Genomic DNA, 17,945 nt, shown 5'->3' with positions numbered 1-17,945 from the left:
CGCTACCCGGCACGCGCCTATAATCCGCCGATGAATTCTGCCGCTATCGCTTCCGACGACTTCCTCGGCCACCCGAAAGGCGTCTACGTCTGCTTCTTCACCGAAATGTGGGAGCGCTTCTCCTTCTACGGGATGAAGGCGCTGCTGCTGCTCTACCTCACCAAGTACCACCTGTTCGGCGACAAGGCCGGCCTGGACCTGCTCGGTGCCTATGGCGGCCTGGTCTACTGCATCCCCGTGTTCGGCGGCATGCTCGCCGACCGCTGGCTGGGCATGCGCCGGGCGGTGCTGTTCGGCGGCATCCTGCTGGTGCTGGGCCACCTGGGCATGGCCTTCGAGGGCCACGCCGCGTACCGGGTCAACGGCGAGGTGGTGCGCGATACCTCGGCGCTGGCCGTGACCTACCTGTCGCTGGCACTGATCATCATGGGCGTCGGCTTCCTCAAGCCGAACATCTCCACCATTGTCGGCAAGCTCTACCCGCAGGACGACCCGCGCCGCGATTCGGGCTTCTCGCTGTTCTATGCCGGCATCAACCTCGGCGCGCTGTTCTCCTCGCTGGTCTGCGGTTTCCTCGGCGAGGCCTATGGCTGGAAATACGGCTTCGGCGCGGCCGGCATCGGCATGCTGGCCGGCCTGGCCATGTTCCTGTGGGGCCAGAAGTACCTGCAGGGCCACGCCGAACCGCCGCAGCCGGCCGCACTGAAGCAGAAGGTGCTGGGCCTGCCGCGCGAATGGCTGATCTACCTGTGCGCGGTGATCGGCGTGCTGCCGGTGGCGTGGTTGATGTGGGCCGCCGGCAACGGCGCCTTTGCCCTCGGCGGCGAGATCAGCCTGGCGCTGATGCTGATGCTGGTGGTGCTGGGCGGCGTGCTGGTCTGGTTTGCCTGGTTCACCGGCAGCAAGTGCACCCCGGTGCAGCGCCAGCAGATGATCGCGCTGATGGTGCTGATCTTCATGGCGCTGGTGTTCTTCACCCTGTACGAGCAGTCCTACGGCTCGTGGGTCACCTTCACCGATCGCCTGCTGACCAAGGACATCGTGCCGGCGCTGGTCATCACCGGTGGCACCCCGCTGCCGTGGTCGATCGTCTCGCTGCTGCTGGCACCGCTGGGCTTCGTGGTCAGCGCGCGCCTGTCCGAGCGTCGCCCGGGTTCGAACGCGCCGCGTGCATTCTTCATCGCCATCGTGGCGCTGATGCTGGTGCTTCTGGTGCGCGACTGCCTGGTGATTCCGCAGACCGCCGGCTCGCTGACCTATCTGGGCGGCCTGTTCCTGGTGCTGCTGGCCCCGGCCTTTGCCGCGCTGTGGACCTGGATGGACCGCCGCGGCTGGGAGCCGGGCAAGCCGGTGAAGTCGGCCTGGGGCCTGGTGATCGGTGCGCTGTCCTTCGTGCCGCTGGCGCTGGCCGCGCAGCAGGTGGGCGCCACCGGTGAAATGGCCAGCGTGTGGTGGCTCGTGCTGGCCTACTTCCTGCTGGCCAGTGGCGAAATGTGCCTGTCGCCGGTCGGCCTTTCGGCGGTGACCCAGCTGGCCGTGCCGCGGGTGATGAGCCTGATGATGGGCACCTGGTTCCTGGCGACCGCGTTCTCCGAAACGCTTGCCGCACTGTTCGGCAAGCTGGCAGCGATCGAGGTGCCCGAAGGTGAATCACTGGACATGGTGGCGGCTGCAGGCGCCTATGCGCACCTGTTCTGGCTGCTGATGTGGATCGGCCTGGGCTGTGCGGTGCTGGCCTTCATCGCCGCGCCACTGCTGAAGCGGATGATGCACGGGGTCAAGTAACCCCGTGCACCGGCGCCCGCTCAGGGCGCCTTGGCCTTGCCCGCCGCTGCAGGTGCTGTTGCGGCGGTGGCGCCGCCCAGGCTGCGTGCGAGGAACGCCAGCAGCCGGGTGTAGTAGTCGCGCCGGTTGGCCTCGCCGTACAGGCCGTGCCCTTCGCGCGCGTAGTAGGCCGCTTCCACCGGCACCCCGGCCTGCTTCAACGCCGCTTCCATGCGCTCGGTGTGCTGCACCGGCGCACGCTGGTCTTCGCGCCCCGCCGCCAGCAGCACCGGCACCTTGATCCGGGCCGCCAGGTTCACCGGCGAAACCTCCGCCAGCGTTGCCGGCTCGCCCAGCCAGTCGCGCAGGTAGTTCACGCCCGACGTGCGGTCCTGCACATCGCCGCGCTTGAACATCAGCGGCAGGTCGTACACGCCCACATAGCCGGCCGCGCAGCGGTACAGCGCCGGCTCGCGGGCGACACCCATCAGTGCGGAGTACGCGCCGTAGCTGGCGCCGTAGATGCAGATGCGCCGTGCATCGGCGATGCCTTCGGCGATGGCCCAGCGCGTGGCATCGGTGACATCGTCCTGCATGGCGCGGCCCCACTGTTTCGCGGCGGCCTGGGTGTGCGCGCGGCCATGATTGCCCGACCCCCGGAAGTTGACCTGCAGCACCGCATAGCCGGCCGCCGCCAGCAACTGGTTGTCGCGCTCGAAGCTGCCGTCGTCGAACTCGCCGATGGGGCCTCCATGCGGCTTCACCACCATCGGCAGCCCGCGGCCATCGCTGCCGTGGGGCACGGTAAGGAAGCCGTGCAACGGCATGCCATCGCGTGCGGCCAGGGTGACAGGACGCACGCTGGCACCGCCGTCGCGGTCGAACCAGCGGTTGCGCGCGGTCAGGAACGCCGCTTCGCGGGTGGCCGTATTGAACAGGAACCAGTCACCGGGATTGTGTCCCGAGTCGACCTTGACCAGGATGCGCGCATTGTCACGGGTGGCCGACAACAGGCTGACCACGTGACCAGGGAAGGCTTTTTCCAGCATGCGCTGGATGCGCGCGGTGGGCGACTGCTCGTCGAAGAACGCGCTGCGCGGCGCCGCACCCACGAACTGCACACCGACCGGCACCCGCGTGCCCGGCTGGTGGATGATGTAGGTCGGATCGACCGCTGCATCCTGCAGCAGGGTGCGGCGCTCGTTGGTCTGCGGGTTCCAGCTGACCACCACATCGGGCCCGCTGGCCTGCTGCACCACCAGGTAGGCCAGCTGGTTGTCGGCGGAAAAACCGATGGGACGTTCGATGCGGTAGCTGCTGTCTTCATCGTTGAGCAGCGTCCAGCGGCCGTCATCCTGGCGGTAATACAGCTTGTTGACGTTGTCTTCGCCAGCGCCACGGGCAAAGCGCAGCACGCCCGCGTTGTCGGTGGTGAACGTGGCCCGCTGCACCGGCGAGCGCGAGACCAGCACGCGGCGGCCGGTGACCACATCCAACCGTTCCAGCCGTGCACTGGTGTCATTGGCAAACGGCCACAGCGAGATCAGCACGTTGCGGTCATCGCCCTGCAGCGGGTCGGCGAGGAAGGCCGCCACCGGCTCCACCCTGCGGCCGCTGACCAGGCCCGGCTCGTCCGGGCGTGCGCGATAGCCGACCAGCAGGTCACCGCGCTTGCCGTTGGCATCCATGGCATACAGCTCGCCGGTGGGCCGCGGCGCGTCCAGCGCGCCCCACTTCTCGGCCAGGCCGATCAGCAGGCGGTTGTCACTGACCCAGTCGACGCTGTCGGCGTGGTTGTTGCGCGGCGGCCGGAAGTTGCCGACCAGTTCCATGGTGCTGGTGCGCAGGATGGCGACGGCGGTCGCATCTTCCAGCGGCAGGGTCATCGCCAGGTACTCGCCGGTGGGCGAGAGCTGGATGTCATTGAACTCGGCGCGGCGCAGGTAGTCGTCCAGCGCGAGCTCGGCCGAACGGGCCTGGCCGGCGCCACACAGCGCCAGCATCCCGGCCAGCAGGAAAGAAGGTTTCATGGTGTCCCCTGGCCGGGCAGCCGTGGCTGCCCGGCATGCTGAAGCGCACGCGCGGCGTGCGCGGTTGGACTTACGGAGCCTTGCCGCTGCCCGTCGGCGTGGCCGCACTGGCGGTGGCCCCGCCCAGGCTGTTGGACAGGAATGCCAGCAGGCGGGTGTAGTACTCGCGGCGGTGCTCGGGGCGGTAGAAGCCATGCCCTTCGGTGCTGTAGTACAGCGCCTCGACCGGCGAACCGACCTTCTTCAGTGCCGCCTCCATGCGCTTGGTGTGCTCGATGGGGGCGTTCTGGTCTTCGCCGCCGGCGGCCAGGAACACCGGCACCTTCACCTGCGCGGCCAGCGTCGTTGGCGAATAGGCGCCAAGTGTCTTGGGATCACCCATCCAGTCGCGCAACCAGGTCATGCCCCAGTCGGCCGACTGCGCCGCGCCCTTGGTGAAGCGCAGTGGCAGGTCGTAGATGCCGACGTAGCCCGCCGCGCACTGGTAGAGCCCCGGCTCGCGGATGGGACCCATCAGCGCCGCATAGCCGCCGTAGCTGGCACCGTAGATGCAGATGCGGTCCTTGTTGGCGATGCCTTCGGCGATGGCCCAGCGGGTCGCGTCGGTCACATCGTCCTGCATGGTCCTGCCCCACTGCTCGGCCGCCAGTTGCTTGAACGCGCGCCCCTGGTTGCCCGAGCCGCGGAAGTTGACCTGCAGCACGGCATAGCCGGCATCCGCCAGCAGCTGCGTTTCCGGATCGTAGCTGCCGTCGTCGAAGACGCTGATCGGCCCGCCGTGTGGCACCACCACCATCGGCAGGTTGCGGCCGTCACTGCCGTGCGGCAGGGTCAGGAAGCCATGCAGGGTGAGCCCGTCGCGCGACTTCAGCGAGAACGGACGCACGCTGGCGGCAGCCTTGGGGTCGATCCACTCACTGCGGCTGATGAGGAACTCGGCGTTCTTCGCCTTGGTGTCGTACAGGTAGAACTCGCCCGGAATGCTGCCCGACCACGTCTGGACCACCACCTTGCTGCCATCGCGGGTGCTGGACGTGATGAACACCGGACCACCGAAGGCGGCTTCCAGGCTGCGGTACTGCCGCGCGTCCGGGCCCTGCTCGTCAAAGAAACGGGTGCGCGGGGTGTCGCCCAGGATCAGGGCACCGACCGGGACACGGGTGCCGGGCTGGTAGATCACCTGGGAAGGATCGAACTGCTCGTCGCGCAGCACCTGCACGCGCTCGCGGGTCTGCGGGTTCCAGCTGACGATCGCATCGGGGCCCTGCGGCTGCTGCACCTGCAGGTAGGCCAGCGTGCCATCGGCGGAAAAACCGATCGGGGTATCGACCCGGTGGGTCACGCCTTCATCGTTGAGCAGCTCCCACGACGCGCCATTGCTGGCGCGGTAATAGAGCTTGCTGATGTTGTCCGATGCGGCGCCGTGGGCGAAGCGTACGTTGCCCTGCGCATCGGTGGCGAATTCGGCACGCCGCACGGGCGAACCGGAGACGCGCACGCGCTGCCCGGTCTGTACGTCCAGCCGCTCGACACGGGTATAGGGCTCATCGGAGAACGGCCACACGGCGATGAGGACATTGCGGTCGTCACCGGGCAGATCGTCGGTGAGGAAGGCCGCGACATCCTCGACCTTCTTCGGCTGGATGCGCGTGCCGGCGCCGCGGCCCTGCACGCGGTAGCCGACCAGCAGCTCGCCGCGGTTGCCATCGGCGTTGACCGCATACAGTTCGCCGGTGGGCCGCGGCTGGTCCAGCGCGCCCCATTTTTCGGCCAGGCCGACCAGCACGCGGTCGTTGCTCACCCAGTCGAAGCTGTAGGCATGGTTCTTCGCCTGGGGCCGGAACACGCCTGCCGGCTTGCGGTCGGAAGTACGCAGGATCACCAGCGCGGTCGCATCTTCCAGCGGCACCGTCGCGGCCAGATAGTCACCCCCGGGTGACAGCTTTACATCGGTGAACGATTCCTGCTTCAGGTACCGGTCCAGGTCCACCCCGCCGCTACCGGCCGATACCCCACCGGCCACCGCGCACAACAGCGCGGCACTCATCATCCTGCGCATCCTTCCCCCTGTTGCTGCCGGACACCCTGTCCAGCCTCCGCGATTCTAGGCAGGCGACGGCCGCGGCCGCCAGTGGCGGTGCAGCAACGGCAGAAAAAACGACGGCACCGTTGCCGGTGCCGTCGCTGCCACTACCTTGGAGAGAGAGTAAGGACGTGGGGTTCGGGATGGCCTGCGCCGGGGTCAGTGGACCCCGCGCACCGCCAGGGTGAGGGCCAGGATGCTGAGGATGACGGCGATGGTGCCGTCAAGCACGCGCCAGGTGCTGGGCTTGGTGAACAGCGGTGCCAGCAGGCGGGCACCCAGGCCCTGCGCGGTCAGCCACAGGCAGCTGGCGGTGACCACGCCGGCGGCGAACGCCATGCGCGCATTGCCGAAGTTCTCGGCAATCGAGCCGATCACCATCATGTCCAGCCAGAAATGCGGGTTGATGAGCGAGAAGCCGACCGCGGCCAGCAGCACCGCGCGGCGGCTGCCGTCGTCACTGTCGGCCTCGCCCATGCCACCACCACCGGCGAAGGCACGGCGCGCGGACTTGACCGCATACCAGGCCAGGAAGGCCACGCCGGTCCACAGCACGGCGCTGGTCAGCCACGGCAGCGCCGAGGTAAGCGTGCGCAGGCCGGCCACGCTGGCGAAGATGAAGATCGCATCGATGGCCGCACAGGTGGCGACCACCGGCACGATGTGCTTGCGCAGGATGCCCTGGCGCAGGATGAAGGCGCTCTGGGCACCAACCACGGCGAACAGGCCGACGCCGGTAGCTGCACCAGAGAACCAGGCACCGAGGCCGGTGCTGGCGGAGATGACCGAGAACATGGGATTCACTGCCTTGTCTTGCTGGGGGGACGGTGCCTCGCGGAGGCGGACAGCACCGGAACGGGCGCCATTGTCGCGCCGCAACATTTAAAAGACGAGCTAAACTTACTAAACCAACATTAGCGGAGCTTAATTCGATGCGCATCGACCATGCCCAGCTGCGGGCCCTGGCCGCGGTCATCCGCGAAGGCAGCTTCGACCGCGCCGCGCAGTCGCTCAATGTCACCCCATCGGCCATCTCGCAGCGGGTGAAAGCGCTGGAGGACCGGATCGGCCGCCTGCTGGTGAAGCGCGGCACGCCGGCCACCGCCACCGCCGAGGGTCAGCTGCTGGTGCAGCTGGCTGAACAGACCGCGCTGCTGGAGCACGACGCCCTGCACCGCATGGGCCTGGCCGACGAGGACCTGCCGCAGGCCAGCATCCCGGTGGCGGTGAACCACGACAGCCTGGAAACCTGGTTCCCGCAGGCGGCGCAGCAGTTCGCGCAGCGCACCGGCACCACCCTCGACCTGCGCGTGGAGGACCAGGACCACACGGTGGAGCTGCTGCGCCAGGGCACGGTGCTGGGCGCAGTGACCACGCTGGACGAGCCGGTGCAGGGCTGCCAGATCCATGCGCTGGGCAGCATCCGCTATGCGGCCACCTGCACGCCGGAGTTCCGCGAGCGCCATTTCGCCAAGGGCGTGACCGCGCAGGCGCTGGCGCAGGCCCCGGTGCTGGTGTTCAACCGCAAGGACGACATGCAGTCACGCTTCGCCCGCCGGATGGCTGGCGATGAGCTGCCCAGCACGGCGCCGACGTGGTGGATTCCATCCACCCGGGCCTTCGTACAGGCCAACTTGGGCGGGCTGGGCTGGACGATGAACCCGCTGCCGCTGGTCAAGCGCCACCTGGATGCCGGGCGCCTGGTCTATGTGCGGCAGCGCGCGTGGGAGGACGTGCCGCTGTACTGGCAGCACTGGAAGGGCGATGTGCAGACGATGGCCCTGCTGACCCAGGCGGTGCTGGAGGCATCGAGCACGCTGGTCCGACGCAAGCGGTGACGCGGGGGGCTGCCGCCCTGGGTACTGCTGCTGGTGGGTGCCGACCGTTGGTCGGCACGGGGCCGGATCCCGTGAGACCCGTTTCTGTGCCAGCATCACCGCAACCGACGAGGGAGCTGGGTGATGCAGACCGAACCGGTATTCCTGCATATCCGCGTGGTGATGGGCATCATCCTGGGCCTGTCGATCACCACGCTGCTGAAGGGCCTTGCGCAGATCATCGAGCACCCGCAGCGGCGCGGCTGCTCTGCCCTGCACCTGTGCTGGGTCGCGTGGACGCTGGTTTCGCTGGTCACCTTCTGGTGGTGGGAATTCCGCCTGATCGAGGTGCACCGCTGGACGTTCGAGACCTACCTGTTCGTGATCGGCTACAGCGCCACCTGGTTCCTGCTGTGCGCCCTGCTGTTTCCCGATGACCTGCGCGAATACGGCAGCTACGGCACCTACCTCATGCACCGCCGGCGCTGGATCTTCAGCGTGATCGCCACGCTGTCGCTTTTGGATCTTGTGGATACCGCGATCAAGGGGCAGAGTCGCTGGCGGCTGCTGGGCGAGGCCTATCCGCTGCACACGGCGCTGATGCTGGTGGTCTGCGTGCTGGGCTGGAACCTGCGCACGGCGCGCGCACAGATGGTGCTGGCCGGGGTGGCACTGGCCTACCAGATTGGCTATTTCGCCGCGGAATACTTCACCATTGGCAGTGATTGAATACCCGCGCCCGGCATCGCCCGGCGCCACCGAAGGAGCACGGATGCCGATCCACTACCGCCCTGCACGACCCGATGATGCGGCCGCCTGCATCGACCTGCGCGGGCGCACCCGCGAGAACGCCTTCAGCGCCGCACAGCTGGCCGAACTGGGCATCACCGTGGACAGCTGGGCCGCGGGCATCGCCGAGGGTGACTTCATCGGCCGCATCGCCGAAGACGACGGCACCGTGGTCGGCTACGGCTTCGCCGACCGCGACAGTGGTGAAGTGCTGGTGCTGGCCCTGCTACCGGACTACGAGAACCGCGGCATCGGCAAGCGGCTGTTGCAGGAGGTGGTCGAGCTTGCCCATGCGGCCGGGCATTCGCGCCTGTTCCTCGCCTGCTCGGCTGATCCGCGGTCCCGCTCGCACGGTTTCTATCGCTACCTGGGCTGGCGACCCACCGGCGAGGTTGACGAGGCCGGTGACGAGATCCTTGAACTGGGCTGACGCCTGGCCAGCTGACGCTATCGCTGGAGCTGCTGCGTGATCCTGATGCGGCGCTTTACGTGGTGTCCTTCTTCGCGCGGATTCTGTGGCGCGGGATTGAGCGAGAACTCCACGCTTACGTCGACCGGGTGCTGCGCGAACGCCTGCAGAAAGTGCGGCATGACCGACCGGGTCATCCGGATCGACTCACCCGGCGCGAGCGGCTCCAGTTCGCCGATCAGGGAACGATCCCGGGGTGGCGTGCGCAGCCAGGTCGACGCGCCGGACTGGTTGTCCGTCACCTGCGCTCGCGGCCCCATGCGGCGCAGGTAGCGGATTGGCAGCTGCACGCTTTGCTGGCCATCATTGCGAAGTTCGAGTTCCACCACGATCTCCTCGCCGGTGAAACGGCAGGTCGGGTTATCGATGCAACGGGCGGTGAGGACGATACTCCCAGCTGGCTCACCGGCAGTTGCGCCGCCCGGGACCGCGATGAGCGAAGCCTGCGTGCTGCCCGCCGGGTCGGTGATGCGCAGTTCGCGGCTGGCGATGTGGGCCTGGCCAGCCCGCGCACCCGGCGTCAGGTTGACGCTGAACACCGCCGACACGTCGATCGGGCGCGGGGCGAAACGGCTGATCTCCGTCGGCAGGATGCGCCAGGGGAACCGGAAGGACTGCCCCGGCCGCAGCGTCTGCAGTGACTTCAGCAGGCGCGCGTCGGGCGGGTTGCTGGCCAGCGACGTTTCCTTGCCGGACTGGCGGTCCACCAGCTTCACGCTGGGCCCGCGCCGGCGGTAGAACTCGGCCGGCACCCGCACGTCCTCGCTGCCGACATTGCGCAGCTCCAGTTCCACGCGGATATCCCCGCCAAGGAAGTGACACGGCGCATTGTCGATGCAGCTGGCGTGGAGTTCGATCCCGGGGGACGTGTCCTGGCAGGACGCGGCAAAAGGCGTAGCGGCCAGGGCGAGGGCAAGCGACACCGCGAGACGGTGCATGTGATCTCCTGGACGGTATCGCGGGCCCGCAGCTACGCGTCGTGTCCGATGGTGCAGCACCGGCATGGCCGCGTCATGCAGTCATCCGGCCGGGTCGGCGTCGACCACTTTCAACTGCGCCTGGACCAGCTGGGCCTCGGCGCCCTGTGCACCGGGCGTCAGGTTGACCGAGAACTGCAGGGTCACGTCCATCGGGCGCAGGGCAAAACGTGTCAGCTCCTGCGGCTTGATCGGGAAGCCGATGCGCAGGGACTGGCCCGCACGCAGCTCCTGCATCTGGTCCCGCAGCGCGGCGGCGGCCATGCCTGAGCGCAGCGCAGTGACCTTGCCGGAATGGTTGTCCTTCACCTTGACCGAGGGGCCGCGGCTGCGGATGTACTCCAGGGGCAGGGTCACAGACTCGCTACCGCCGTTGCGCAGCTCCAGTTCCACATTGAGCGTATCGCCCCGGAAACGGCACTGGGCATCGTCCACGCAGCGCGCATGAAGTTCGATCACGGGAGGGAGCTCCTTGCTGTGGGCCGGCAGCGCGGTGGCGGCGGCAAAAGTGGCGATCAGTGAAATCACTTGACGGTACATGTTATCTCCCTGCCGATGTCGCGACTGAGAAGCTCGCGTACCTCGCGCGCGATGTTCCAGGCATGACGCGGCTTGGTTACAGCACAGTCCACTGCATTCATGATGGTCGCTGCCGGATCGGACAGCGCGCGCGAATCGGGAACCGCAACCAGCACTTCCGGATCAAGCGTGCCATCGGGCTGGATGTAGCGCACGGTTTCCTCGTCCGGATCGTTGTACGAGTATTCATCCGGCACACCTAGTGTATGGGCGAATTCGTGGGCGAACGTCCACGGCGTGGTCGATACCGAAACGTCGATATCCGGAAACTCGACCTGCTCGCGGTCATAGCTGCGGTGAATGACCAGCTTGTAGTCGCTGCCGCCCTGGACCCAGCGCACTTCGTAGCGGATGGGGAAGCTGCGGGTACCACACTCGGGGTCATGCACGTCCAAGGTGAAACGTCCGTTCCAGAACTGCTCGATGCCCTGCTCCATGCGGGCCTTGGTCGCGGCGACCTCGGCAACGGTGACACCGGCCTGCGGCATCGGCTGCACCTTGATCGACACCACGACGTCCCCCTGCGCCTGCAGCGGAATCTCGATGCGGTAGCTGACCGGAAACAGGTAATCGTGCTTGTCGCCGTTGATGTCGTAGGCTTCGTAGTAACGACCGTCGACATCGCGATCGACCAATGCGTCGTGGTCCTTCACCCAGCACTGCGGCGCGACCGGCGCTTCCGGCGCGGCCGTACCCGGAGGCGCGAACGGCGGGGTCTGCAACGGCAACGTCTTCAGCAGCGGCGCCACGATGCCGGCCACCTTGGCCAGGGTGCCCAGCGCGGAACTGCTGCCACCACCACCACCACCACCACCACCGGCGACGACATGCGCACGCTGCTGCTGGCCCGCCACCAGGGCGCAGCCACAACTGGCCTTGTCGCCATCGCGCGCCACCGGCTGGCCGTCGATCACCAGGCTCGCATCGCCACTGACAATGGAACCCGGCCCGTGGCGGGCACAGATCACCCGGTCCCCGACGCGGGCAACCGCGCGGCCTTCGATATCGGTATGGGGCGACCCTGAAAGGACCGAGCCGCCCGTCTGCAGGGCGTCGCCAACTACGATCAGCATCCGTGACATCGGTGCGCGGCCCCTCCGTGGCCGGTCGTTGCGGGGTATCAGCCGCCTAGTGTAACGCGGTGGCCCGATGAGCGGGATGCTGCATCGCACCAAAACAAGACCAGAAAGGGTTAAAATCCCGGCAGGTTGCTGCAAGGCATTGTTTCTTCACGCCATTTGCCGTCACGGCGCGCATCCTGCCCCCTTCCCCACGCCCAAGTCATTCCCATGAAGAAATTTGGCAAGGCTCTTATCGCCCTGCTCGTGCTGCTGTTGCTGGCCGCCGCGCTGTTCCTGTACTGGCCGCTGACCCAGCGCTCGGTGCCCGCCGCCAGCAACGACAAGCCGGTCGACGTCGTCCTGGTCGGCGCCGGCATCATGAGCGTCACCCTGGCCACCTACCTGCAGGAACTGCAGCCGGACTGGAACATCCAGGTCTACGAGCGGCTGGACACGGTCGCCGGCGAAAGCTCGGACGGCTGGAACAACGCCGGCACCGGCCACTCGGCATTCGCCGAACTGAACTACACCCCGGAACTGCCCGACGGCAGCATCGAGACCAAGCGCGCGGTCGGCATCGCCGAATCGTTCGAGGTCTCGCGCCAGTTCTGGTCGCACCAGGTGAAGGAAGGCCGGCTGAGCCAGCCCAGCGACTTCATCAACCCGACCCCGCACATGAGCTTCGTCTGGGGCGATGACAACATCGCCTACCTGCACAAGCGCCAGCAGGCGCTGGTGAAGAACCCGCTGTTCTACGGCATGCAGTATTCGGAGGATCCGGCACAGATCAAGCAGTGGGCACCGCTGCTGATGGAAGGCCGCGACCCGAAGCAGAAGGTCGCTGCGACCTGGATGCCGCTGGGCACCGACGTCAACTTCGGCGTGATCACCCGCCAGCTGACCGCCGGCCTGCAGCGCAGCCCGAACTTCGGCCTGCACCTCAACCATGAAGTGCGCGCCCTGCGGCAGAACGCCGACAAGAGCTGGAACGTGACGGTGAAGGACCTCAAGGCCGATACCGAGACCACCACCCATGCGCGCTTCGTGTTCATCGGTGCCGGTGGCGCTGCGCTGAAGCTGCTGCAGATGTCCGGCATTCCCGAATCGAAGGATTACGCCGGCTTCCCGGTGGGCGGCCAGTTCCTGGCCTTCCAGGGCGCGGACGTGACCTCGCGCCACCACGTGAAGGCCTACGGCATGGCCGAAACGGGCTCGCCGCCGATGTCGGTGCCGCACCTGGATGCGCGCAAGCTGGACGGCAAGCCGGTGATCCTGTTCGGGCCGTTCGCCCTGTACAGCACCAAGTTCCTCAAGCACGGCTCGTGGTGGGACCTGTATTCCTCGGTCAACCACAACAACGTCGGCCCGATGCTGTCGGTGGGCAAGGACAACCTGGACCTGGTGCAGTACCTGATGGGCCAGGCACGCCTGGACGATGCCGACCGCCAGGCCGAACTGGTGAAGTACTTCCCCAACGCCAAGCCCACTGACTGGAAGCTGGTGACCGCCGGCCAGCGCGTGCAGATCATCAAGCGCGACCCGCTGAAGGGCCCGGTGCTGCAGTTCGGCACCGAGATCGTGACCGACAAGGACCACACCCTGGCCGCGCTGCTGGGTGCTTCCCCGGGTGCCTCGACCTCGCCGCCGATCATGCTGGACCTGATGGCCAAGGCCTTCCCGGAGCAGATGAAGGCCGGCTGGGAGACCCGCCTGCGCGAGATCGTGCCGTCGTACGGCCGCAAGCTCAACGACAGCGCAGCGCTGACCAACGAGATCCGCACGCTGACCAGCCAGAGCCTGCACCTGCCCTACCTGGAGGTGCCGCTGGAGAACGCCGCGACGCCGGCGCTGGCCCCGGCCACTGCGCCGGCCGCGCCGGAAAAGCGCAACGCCAACGAGGAACTGCAGGCCCTGTAAGCCCGCACGTTCAACGCAGGACACGGACGGCCACCTTCGGGTGGCCGTTCGCGTTTGCGGGTTCCGGCGGTTGGGGTCAGAGCCCTTTGCTTCGGCAAAGGGATCTGACCCCGGGGTCGGATCCCTGCGCCGCAGGCGGAGGGCTCTGACCCCGTTCTGGATGCGCAAAGACCATTTCGCCGTGTCACGAATTGTAATGTTGTTAAGAACGATTTACATTTGCGTCCCGCACGACGCCCGCATGCCTCCAGATGGATCTGAGCCCACCCGATGCCGCCGCCCGGGTGCTGGTTGACGGCTGCCTCCCCCCGCCCACGTCCTCGAGCTCTCCATGACCCTGCCCGCCCGCTCTTCCCTGCCCCGCCGTGCGCTGCTGCCGGCCGCCCTGCTGTCCTGCCTTGCCGTGGCCGCGCCCGCCGCTTCGGCTGCCGACGCAGGTGCCGATGCCTCCGACGCCAAGACCCTGGACCGGGTGAGCGTGCGTGCCGAGCAGTCGGCGCCGCCGTCGAGCACCACCCGCCTGCCGATCACGCTGCAGGAAACCCCGCAGTCGTCCACGGTGATCGGCCTGCAGCGCCTGCAGGACGAATCGCTGTTCAGCATCAACGACGTGATGCGCAACGTCACCGGCGTCAGCGTGTCCTTCTATGACACCCAGCGCCCGCTGTACTACGCGCGTGGTTTTGCCATCACCGATTTCCAGGTCGACGGCATCCCGACCTACAGCGGCTCGACCAACCAGGAATACGACACCGCCTTCTACGACCGCGTGGAAGTGATCCGCGGTGCCAATGGCCTGCTCAGCGGCGCCGGCGTGCCGTCGGCCACGGTGAACCTGCTGCGCAAGCGCCCGGGCAAGGAGTTCGATGCCTCGTTCTCGGTCAGCGCCGGCAGCTGGGATTACCGCCGCATGGAGGCCGACGTGACCGCGCCGCTGACCGCCGACGGCCGCTTCCGCAGCCGCGTGGTCGCCGCCTATACCGATCGTGATTTCTATTACGACCGCTACAAGGAAGACAAGATGGCCGGCATGGCCGTGCTGGAAGGCGACCTGACCGACAGCACCACCGTCACCGTCGGCTACCAGACCCAGGACAACAACCCGGTGGGTTCGACCTGGGGCACCGTGCCGTTCTTCGACAGCCAGGGCAATTTCGCCCACCTGCCGCGCTCGACCAACCTGTCGCCGAAGTGGAGCTACTGGCAGCGCGAAACCAGCACCGTGTTCGCCAACCTGGAGCAGCGCTTCGGTGACGACTGGCTGCTGAAGATCAACACCTCCTACACCCGCGGCAACGTGCAGAACGTGCGCCTGTACGGCACCGGCAACCCGAACCCGGTGGACGGCTCGGGCATCTTCCTGCGCGCCGCCGCCGGCGATGCCGAAGACACCCGCCGCAACGTCGATGCCTACCTGACCGGCACCTTCAACCTGTTCGGCCGCGAGCACGACGTGACCCTGGGCACCCAGTGGTCGGACCTGGAAGCCACCACCAACACCACCACGCTCAACTTCCCCACCGACTGGGCACGCTGCGGCGGCGATCGCTGCTACTACATCCCCAACGTGTACGACTGGAATGGCGACATTTCCGAGGTGACCTACACCCGTACCGGTGGGCGCCGCGTGGCCAAGACCACCCAGAGCGGCATCTACCTGGCCACCCGCCTGCGCCTGGCCGATCCGCTGTCGCTGATTGCCGGCGCGCGCCTGAGCCGCTGGGAAACCCGCAGCCGTTCGTACAGCACCACCGGTGCATACACCGGCACCAGCGGCGCCTACAAGGTCAGCGATGAAGTGACCCCGTACGTGGGCCTGGTGTACGACATCACCCCGAACGTATCGGCGTATGCCAGCTACACCGAGATCTTCAACCCGCAGAATTTCAAGGACAAGAACGAGAACCTGCTGGCCCCGGTGCAGGGTTCGAATGTCGAAGCGGGCATCAAGACGCAGTGGCTGGATGGCCGCCTGACCGCCAACGCCGCGGTGTTCGAAGCCAAGCAGGACAACTACGCGGTGCGTGACATGAGCGTGCCGGACGGCTCGCTCAGCGATGGCACCTCGGCCTACATCGGCGTGAACGGCACCAAGGCACGTGGCTGGGAAGTGGACGTCAACGGCGAGATCCTGCCGGGCTGGACGGTCAACGCCGGCTACACCCACGTCAAGGTGACCCGCGCCACCACCGACCTGCTGTATGCCAACCCGGCCGAAGACCTGCTGCAGCTGAATACCCAGGTGCGCCTGCCCGGCGCGCTGGACCGCCTGAGCGTGGGTGCCGGCGTGCAGTGGCAGAGCAAGGTGCAGGGCTACAACATCCCTTACCCGCTGGGTGGCACGGTGACGGTGAACCAGCCGGCGTACGCGCTGGTGCAGTTCAACGCCAACTACCGCATCAGCGACAACTGGACGGCGACGCTGAGCGTGCGCAACGCGCTGGACAAGACCTACTGGGCCAATCTGGACTACAACAACTACGGCGAACCGCGCTTCGTGGCGGCGAGCCTGCGCTGGAAGTTCTAAAGCGCCTGCAGAACGGTGGGTGCCGGCTTTCGGTGGGTGCCGACCGTTGGTCGGCACTCCCTGCCCTCCGCCACGACCAACGGTCGTGGCCTACCGGAATGGGCCAGCCTGCGCTGGAAGTTCCAGGCAGCCCTGTAACTGGTGGGTGCCGACCGTTGGTCGGCATACCTCTCAACCCTGAATGGGCCCGCCTGCGCGCGGGCCCTTCTTTTTGCTGCGCTGCGGGTTGCACACCCCTCCATAATTATGCCGTAATTATCCCAACACCAATCGGAAGCCGGTCGATGAACCCGAGCTGGGACACGTTGGAACGCAGCCGCCAGGCCCGCCTGGAACGCGCCGCGCCATGGGCCAGGGGCCGCGAAGTCGCCGCCGCAGACGTGGGTGCGCTGCTGCACGCCCTGCTGGAGCCGGGCGACAAGGTCTGCCTGGAGGGCAACAACCAGAAGCAGGCCGATTTCCTTGCCCAGGCCCTGGCCGACCTGGACCCGGCACGGGTGCACGACCTGCACATGGTGCAGTCGGTGCTGTCGCTGCCCTCGCACCTGGACGTGTTCGAGCGCGGCATCGCCTCCAAGCTGGATTTCTCCTTCTCCGGTCCGCAGTCGGTGCGGCTGGCCAACCTGGTGGCCGAAGGGCGCATCCAGATCGGCGCCATCCACACCTACCTGGAACTGTTCGGCCGCTACTTCATCGATCTCACCCCGCGCGTGGCGCTGGTCGCCGCACAGGCTGCAGATCGCCACGGCAACCTCTACACCGGCCCGAACACCGAAGACACTCCGGTGATCGTCGAAGCCACTGCCTTTGGCGGCGGCATCGTCATCGCCCAGGTCAACGAAATCGTCGACACCCTCCCCCGCGTCGATATCCCCGCTGACTGGGTCAACTTCGTGGTGCAGGCGCCGCGCCCGAACCACATCGAGCCGCTGTTCACCCGTGACCCGGCGCAGATCTCCGAGATCCAGGTGCTGATGGCGATGATGGCCATCAAGGGCATCTACGCCGAGTACGGCGTCAACCGCCTCAACCATGGCATCGGCTTCGACACCGCGGCCATCGAACTGCTGCTGCCCACCTATGCAGAGTCGCTGGGGCTGAAGGGAAAAATCTGCCAGCACTGGGCGTTGAACCCGCACCCGGCGCTGATCCCGGCGATCGAATCTGGCTTCGTCAAATCCGTGCATTCGTTCGGTTCGGAACTGGGGATGGAGAAATACATCGCCGCCCGTGGCGATGTGTTCTTCACCGGTGCCGACGGGTCGATGCGCTCCAACCGCGCGTTCTCGCAGACCGCCGGCCTGTATGCCTGCGACATGTTCATCGGCTCCACCCTGCAGATCGACCTGCAGGGCAACAGCTCCACCGCCACCCGCGACCGCATCGCCGGCTTCGGTGGCGCGCCCAACATGGGCTCCGATGCACGCGGCCGCCGCCACGCAAGCGATGCCTGGATCAAGGCCGGGCAGCAGGCCGCGCGACCGGGTGAAATGCCGCGCGGGCGCAAGCTGGTCGTGCAGATGGTGGAAACCTTCCGGGAGCACATGGCACCGGCCTTCGTTGAACGACTGGACGCCTGGGAACTGGCCGAGCGCGCGGACATGCCGCTGCCGCCGGTGATGATCTACGGCGACGACGTCAGCCACGTGCTGACCGAGGAAGGCATCGCCAACCTGCTGCTGTGCCGCACGCCGGAGGAGCGCGAACAGGCGATCCGTGGCGTGTCCGGTTACACCGCCGTGGGCCTCGGACGCGACCGCGCGATGGTGGAAAACCTGCGCGACCGCGGCGTGATCCGCCGCCCCGAAGATCTCGGCATCTCGCCGCGCGATGCCAGCCGCGACCTGCTGGCTGCGCGTTCGGTGAAAGACCTGGTGCGCTGGTCTGGCGGCCTGTACGACCCGCCCAAGCGCTTCCGCAACTGGTAAGGGA

At 67.2% G+C, this 17,945-nt stretch carries 13 protein-coding genes; 7 read left to right on the top strand and 6 right to left on the bottom strand.

Annotated elements, in window-relative coordinates; all coding sequences use genetic code 11:
• Positions 1-30 precede the first annotated feature (30 nt).
• Positions 31-1,785 carry an oligopeptide:H+ symporter gene (locus C1927_RS06010; protein ID WP_108747779.1) on the top strand — a complete coding sequence of 585 codons (1,755 nt, stop codon included), beginning with the start codon at positions 31-33 and terminating at the stop codon, positions 1,783-1,785.
• A gap of 20 nt (positions 1,786-1,805) precedes the next feature.
• On the opposite strand, the gene C1927_RS06005 is transcribed toward C1927_RS06010, so the two are convergent.
• The 3 genes from C1927_RS06005 to C1927_RS05995 form a co-directional block, all read right to left on the bottom strand.
• Complete coding sequence (locus C1927_RS06005) at positions 1,806-3,794, bottom strand: prolyl oligopeptidase family serine peptidase (RefSeq protein ID WP_108746168.1); 1,989 nt, start codon at positions 3,792-3,794, stop codon at positions 1,806-1,808.
• Between the two features lie 70 nt (positions 3,795-3,864).
• Positions 3,865-5,853, bottom strand: a complete 1,989-nt coding sequence (locus C1927_RS06000) for a S9 family peptidase (RefSeq protein WP_079221038.1) — start codon at positions 5,851-5,853, stop codon at positions 3,865-3,867.
• Positions 5,854-6,036: 183 nt separating this feature from the next.
• A complete protein-coding gene (locus C1927_RS05995) occupies positions 6,037-6,672 on the bottom strand; it encodes a LysE family transporter (RefSeq protein WP_079221037.1) in 636 nt (211 codons plus the stop codon).
• A 137-nt stretch (positions 6,673-6,809) separates the two neighbouring features.
• On the opposite strand from C1927_RS05995, the gene C1927_RS05990 reads away from it, so the two are divergent.
• From C1927_RS05990 to C1927_RS05980, 3 genes are all read left to right on the top strand, one after another.
• Complete coding sequence (locus tag C1927_RS05990; protein WP_079221036.1) at positions 6,810-7,715, top strand: LysR family transcriptional regulator ArgP; 906 nt, start codon at positions 6,810-6,812, stop codon at positions 7,713-7,715.
• 123 nt (positions 7,716-7,838) lie between these two features.
• Positions 7,839-8,423, top strand: coding sequence for a hypothetical protein (locus C1927_RS05985; protein ID WP_079221035.1), 585 nt, complete (start codon positions 7,839-7,841; stop codon positions 8,421-8,423).
• 43 nt (positions 8,424-8,466) lie between these two features.
• Complete coding sequence (locus tag C1927_RS05980) at positions 8,467-8,913, top strand: GNAT family N-acetyltransferase (protein WP_079221034.1); 447 nt, start codon at positions 8,467-8,469, stop codon at positions 8,911-8,913.
• A gap of 17 nt (positions 8,914-8,930) precedes the next feature.
• On the opposite strand, the gene C1927_RS05975 is transcribed toward C1927_RS05980, so the two are convergent.
• The 3 genes from C1927_RS05975 to C1927_RS05965 form a co-directional block, all read right to left on the bottom strand.
• Complete coding sequence (locus C1927_RS05975) at positions 8,931-9,890, bottom strand: hypothetical protein (protein WP_152027046.1); 960 nt, start codon at positions 9,888-9,890, stop codon at positions 8,931-8,933.
• A gap of 81 nt (positions 9,891-9,971) precedes the next feature.
• Complete coding sequence (locus tag C1927_RS05970; protein WP_152027045.1) at positions 9,972-10,469, bottom strand: hypothetical protein; 498 nt, start codon at positions 10,467-10,469, stop codon at positions 9,972-9,974.
• Positions 10,454-11,581, bottom strand: coding sequence for a PAAR domain-containing protein (locus C1927_RS05965; RefSeq protein WP_237772014.1), 1,128 nt, complete (start codon positions 11,579-11,581; stop codon positions 10,454-10,456). Before C1927_RS05965 ends, C1927_RS05970 begins: the two co-directional genes overlap by 16 nt.
• Before the next feature lie 216 nt (positions 11,582-11,797).
• Here C1927_RS05965 and mqo point away from each other — a divergent pair, with 216 nt between their 5' ends.
• The 3 genes from mqo to mdcA all read left to right on the top strand — a co-directional run bounded on the left by mqo (position 11,798) and on the right by mdcA (position 17,941).
• Complete coding sequence (gene mqo / locus C1927_RS05960; protein ID WP_108746167.1) at positions 11,798-13,486, top strand: malate dehydrogenase (quinone); 1,689 nt, start codon at positions 11,798-11,800, stop codon at positions 13,484-13,486.
• 331 nt (positions 13,487-13,817) lie between these two features.
• A complete protein-coding gene (locus C1927_RS05955) occupies positions 13,818-16,013 on the top strand; it encodes a TonB-dependent siderophore receptor (protein ID WP_108746166.1) in 2,196 nt (731 codons plus the stop codon).
• Between the two features lie 284 nt (positions 16,014-16,297).
• The gene (gene mdcA, locus C1927_RS05950) at positions 16,298-17,941 is read left to right on the top strand and encodes a malonate decarboxylase subunit alpha (protein ID WP_079221028.1); all 1,644 of its coding nucleotides are present in this window, start codon (positions 16,298-16,300) and stop codon (positions 17,939-17,941) included.
• The last annotated feature ends 4 nt before the right edge of the window (positions 17,942-17,945 follow it).

The organism is Stenotrophomonas sp. ZAC14D1_NAIMI4_1 (genome assembly GCF_003086775.1).
In the GTDB taxonomy this organism is placed as follows: Bacteria; Pseudomonadota; Gammaproteobacteria; order Xanthomonadales; family Xanthomonadaceae; genus Stenotrophomonas.
The sequence above is the reverse complement of the archived record's forward strand: the minus strand, read 5'-3'. Positions and strand labels throughout refer to the sequence as shown.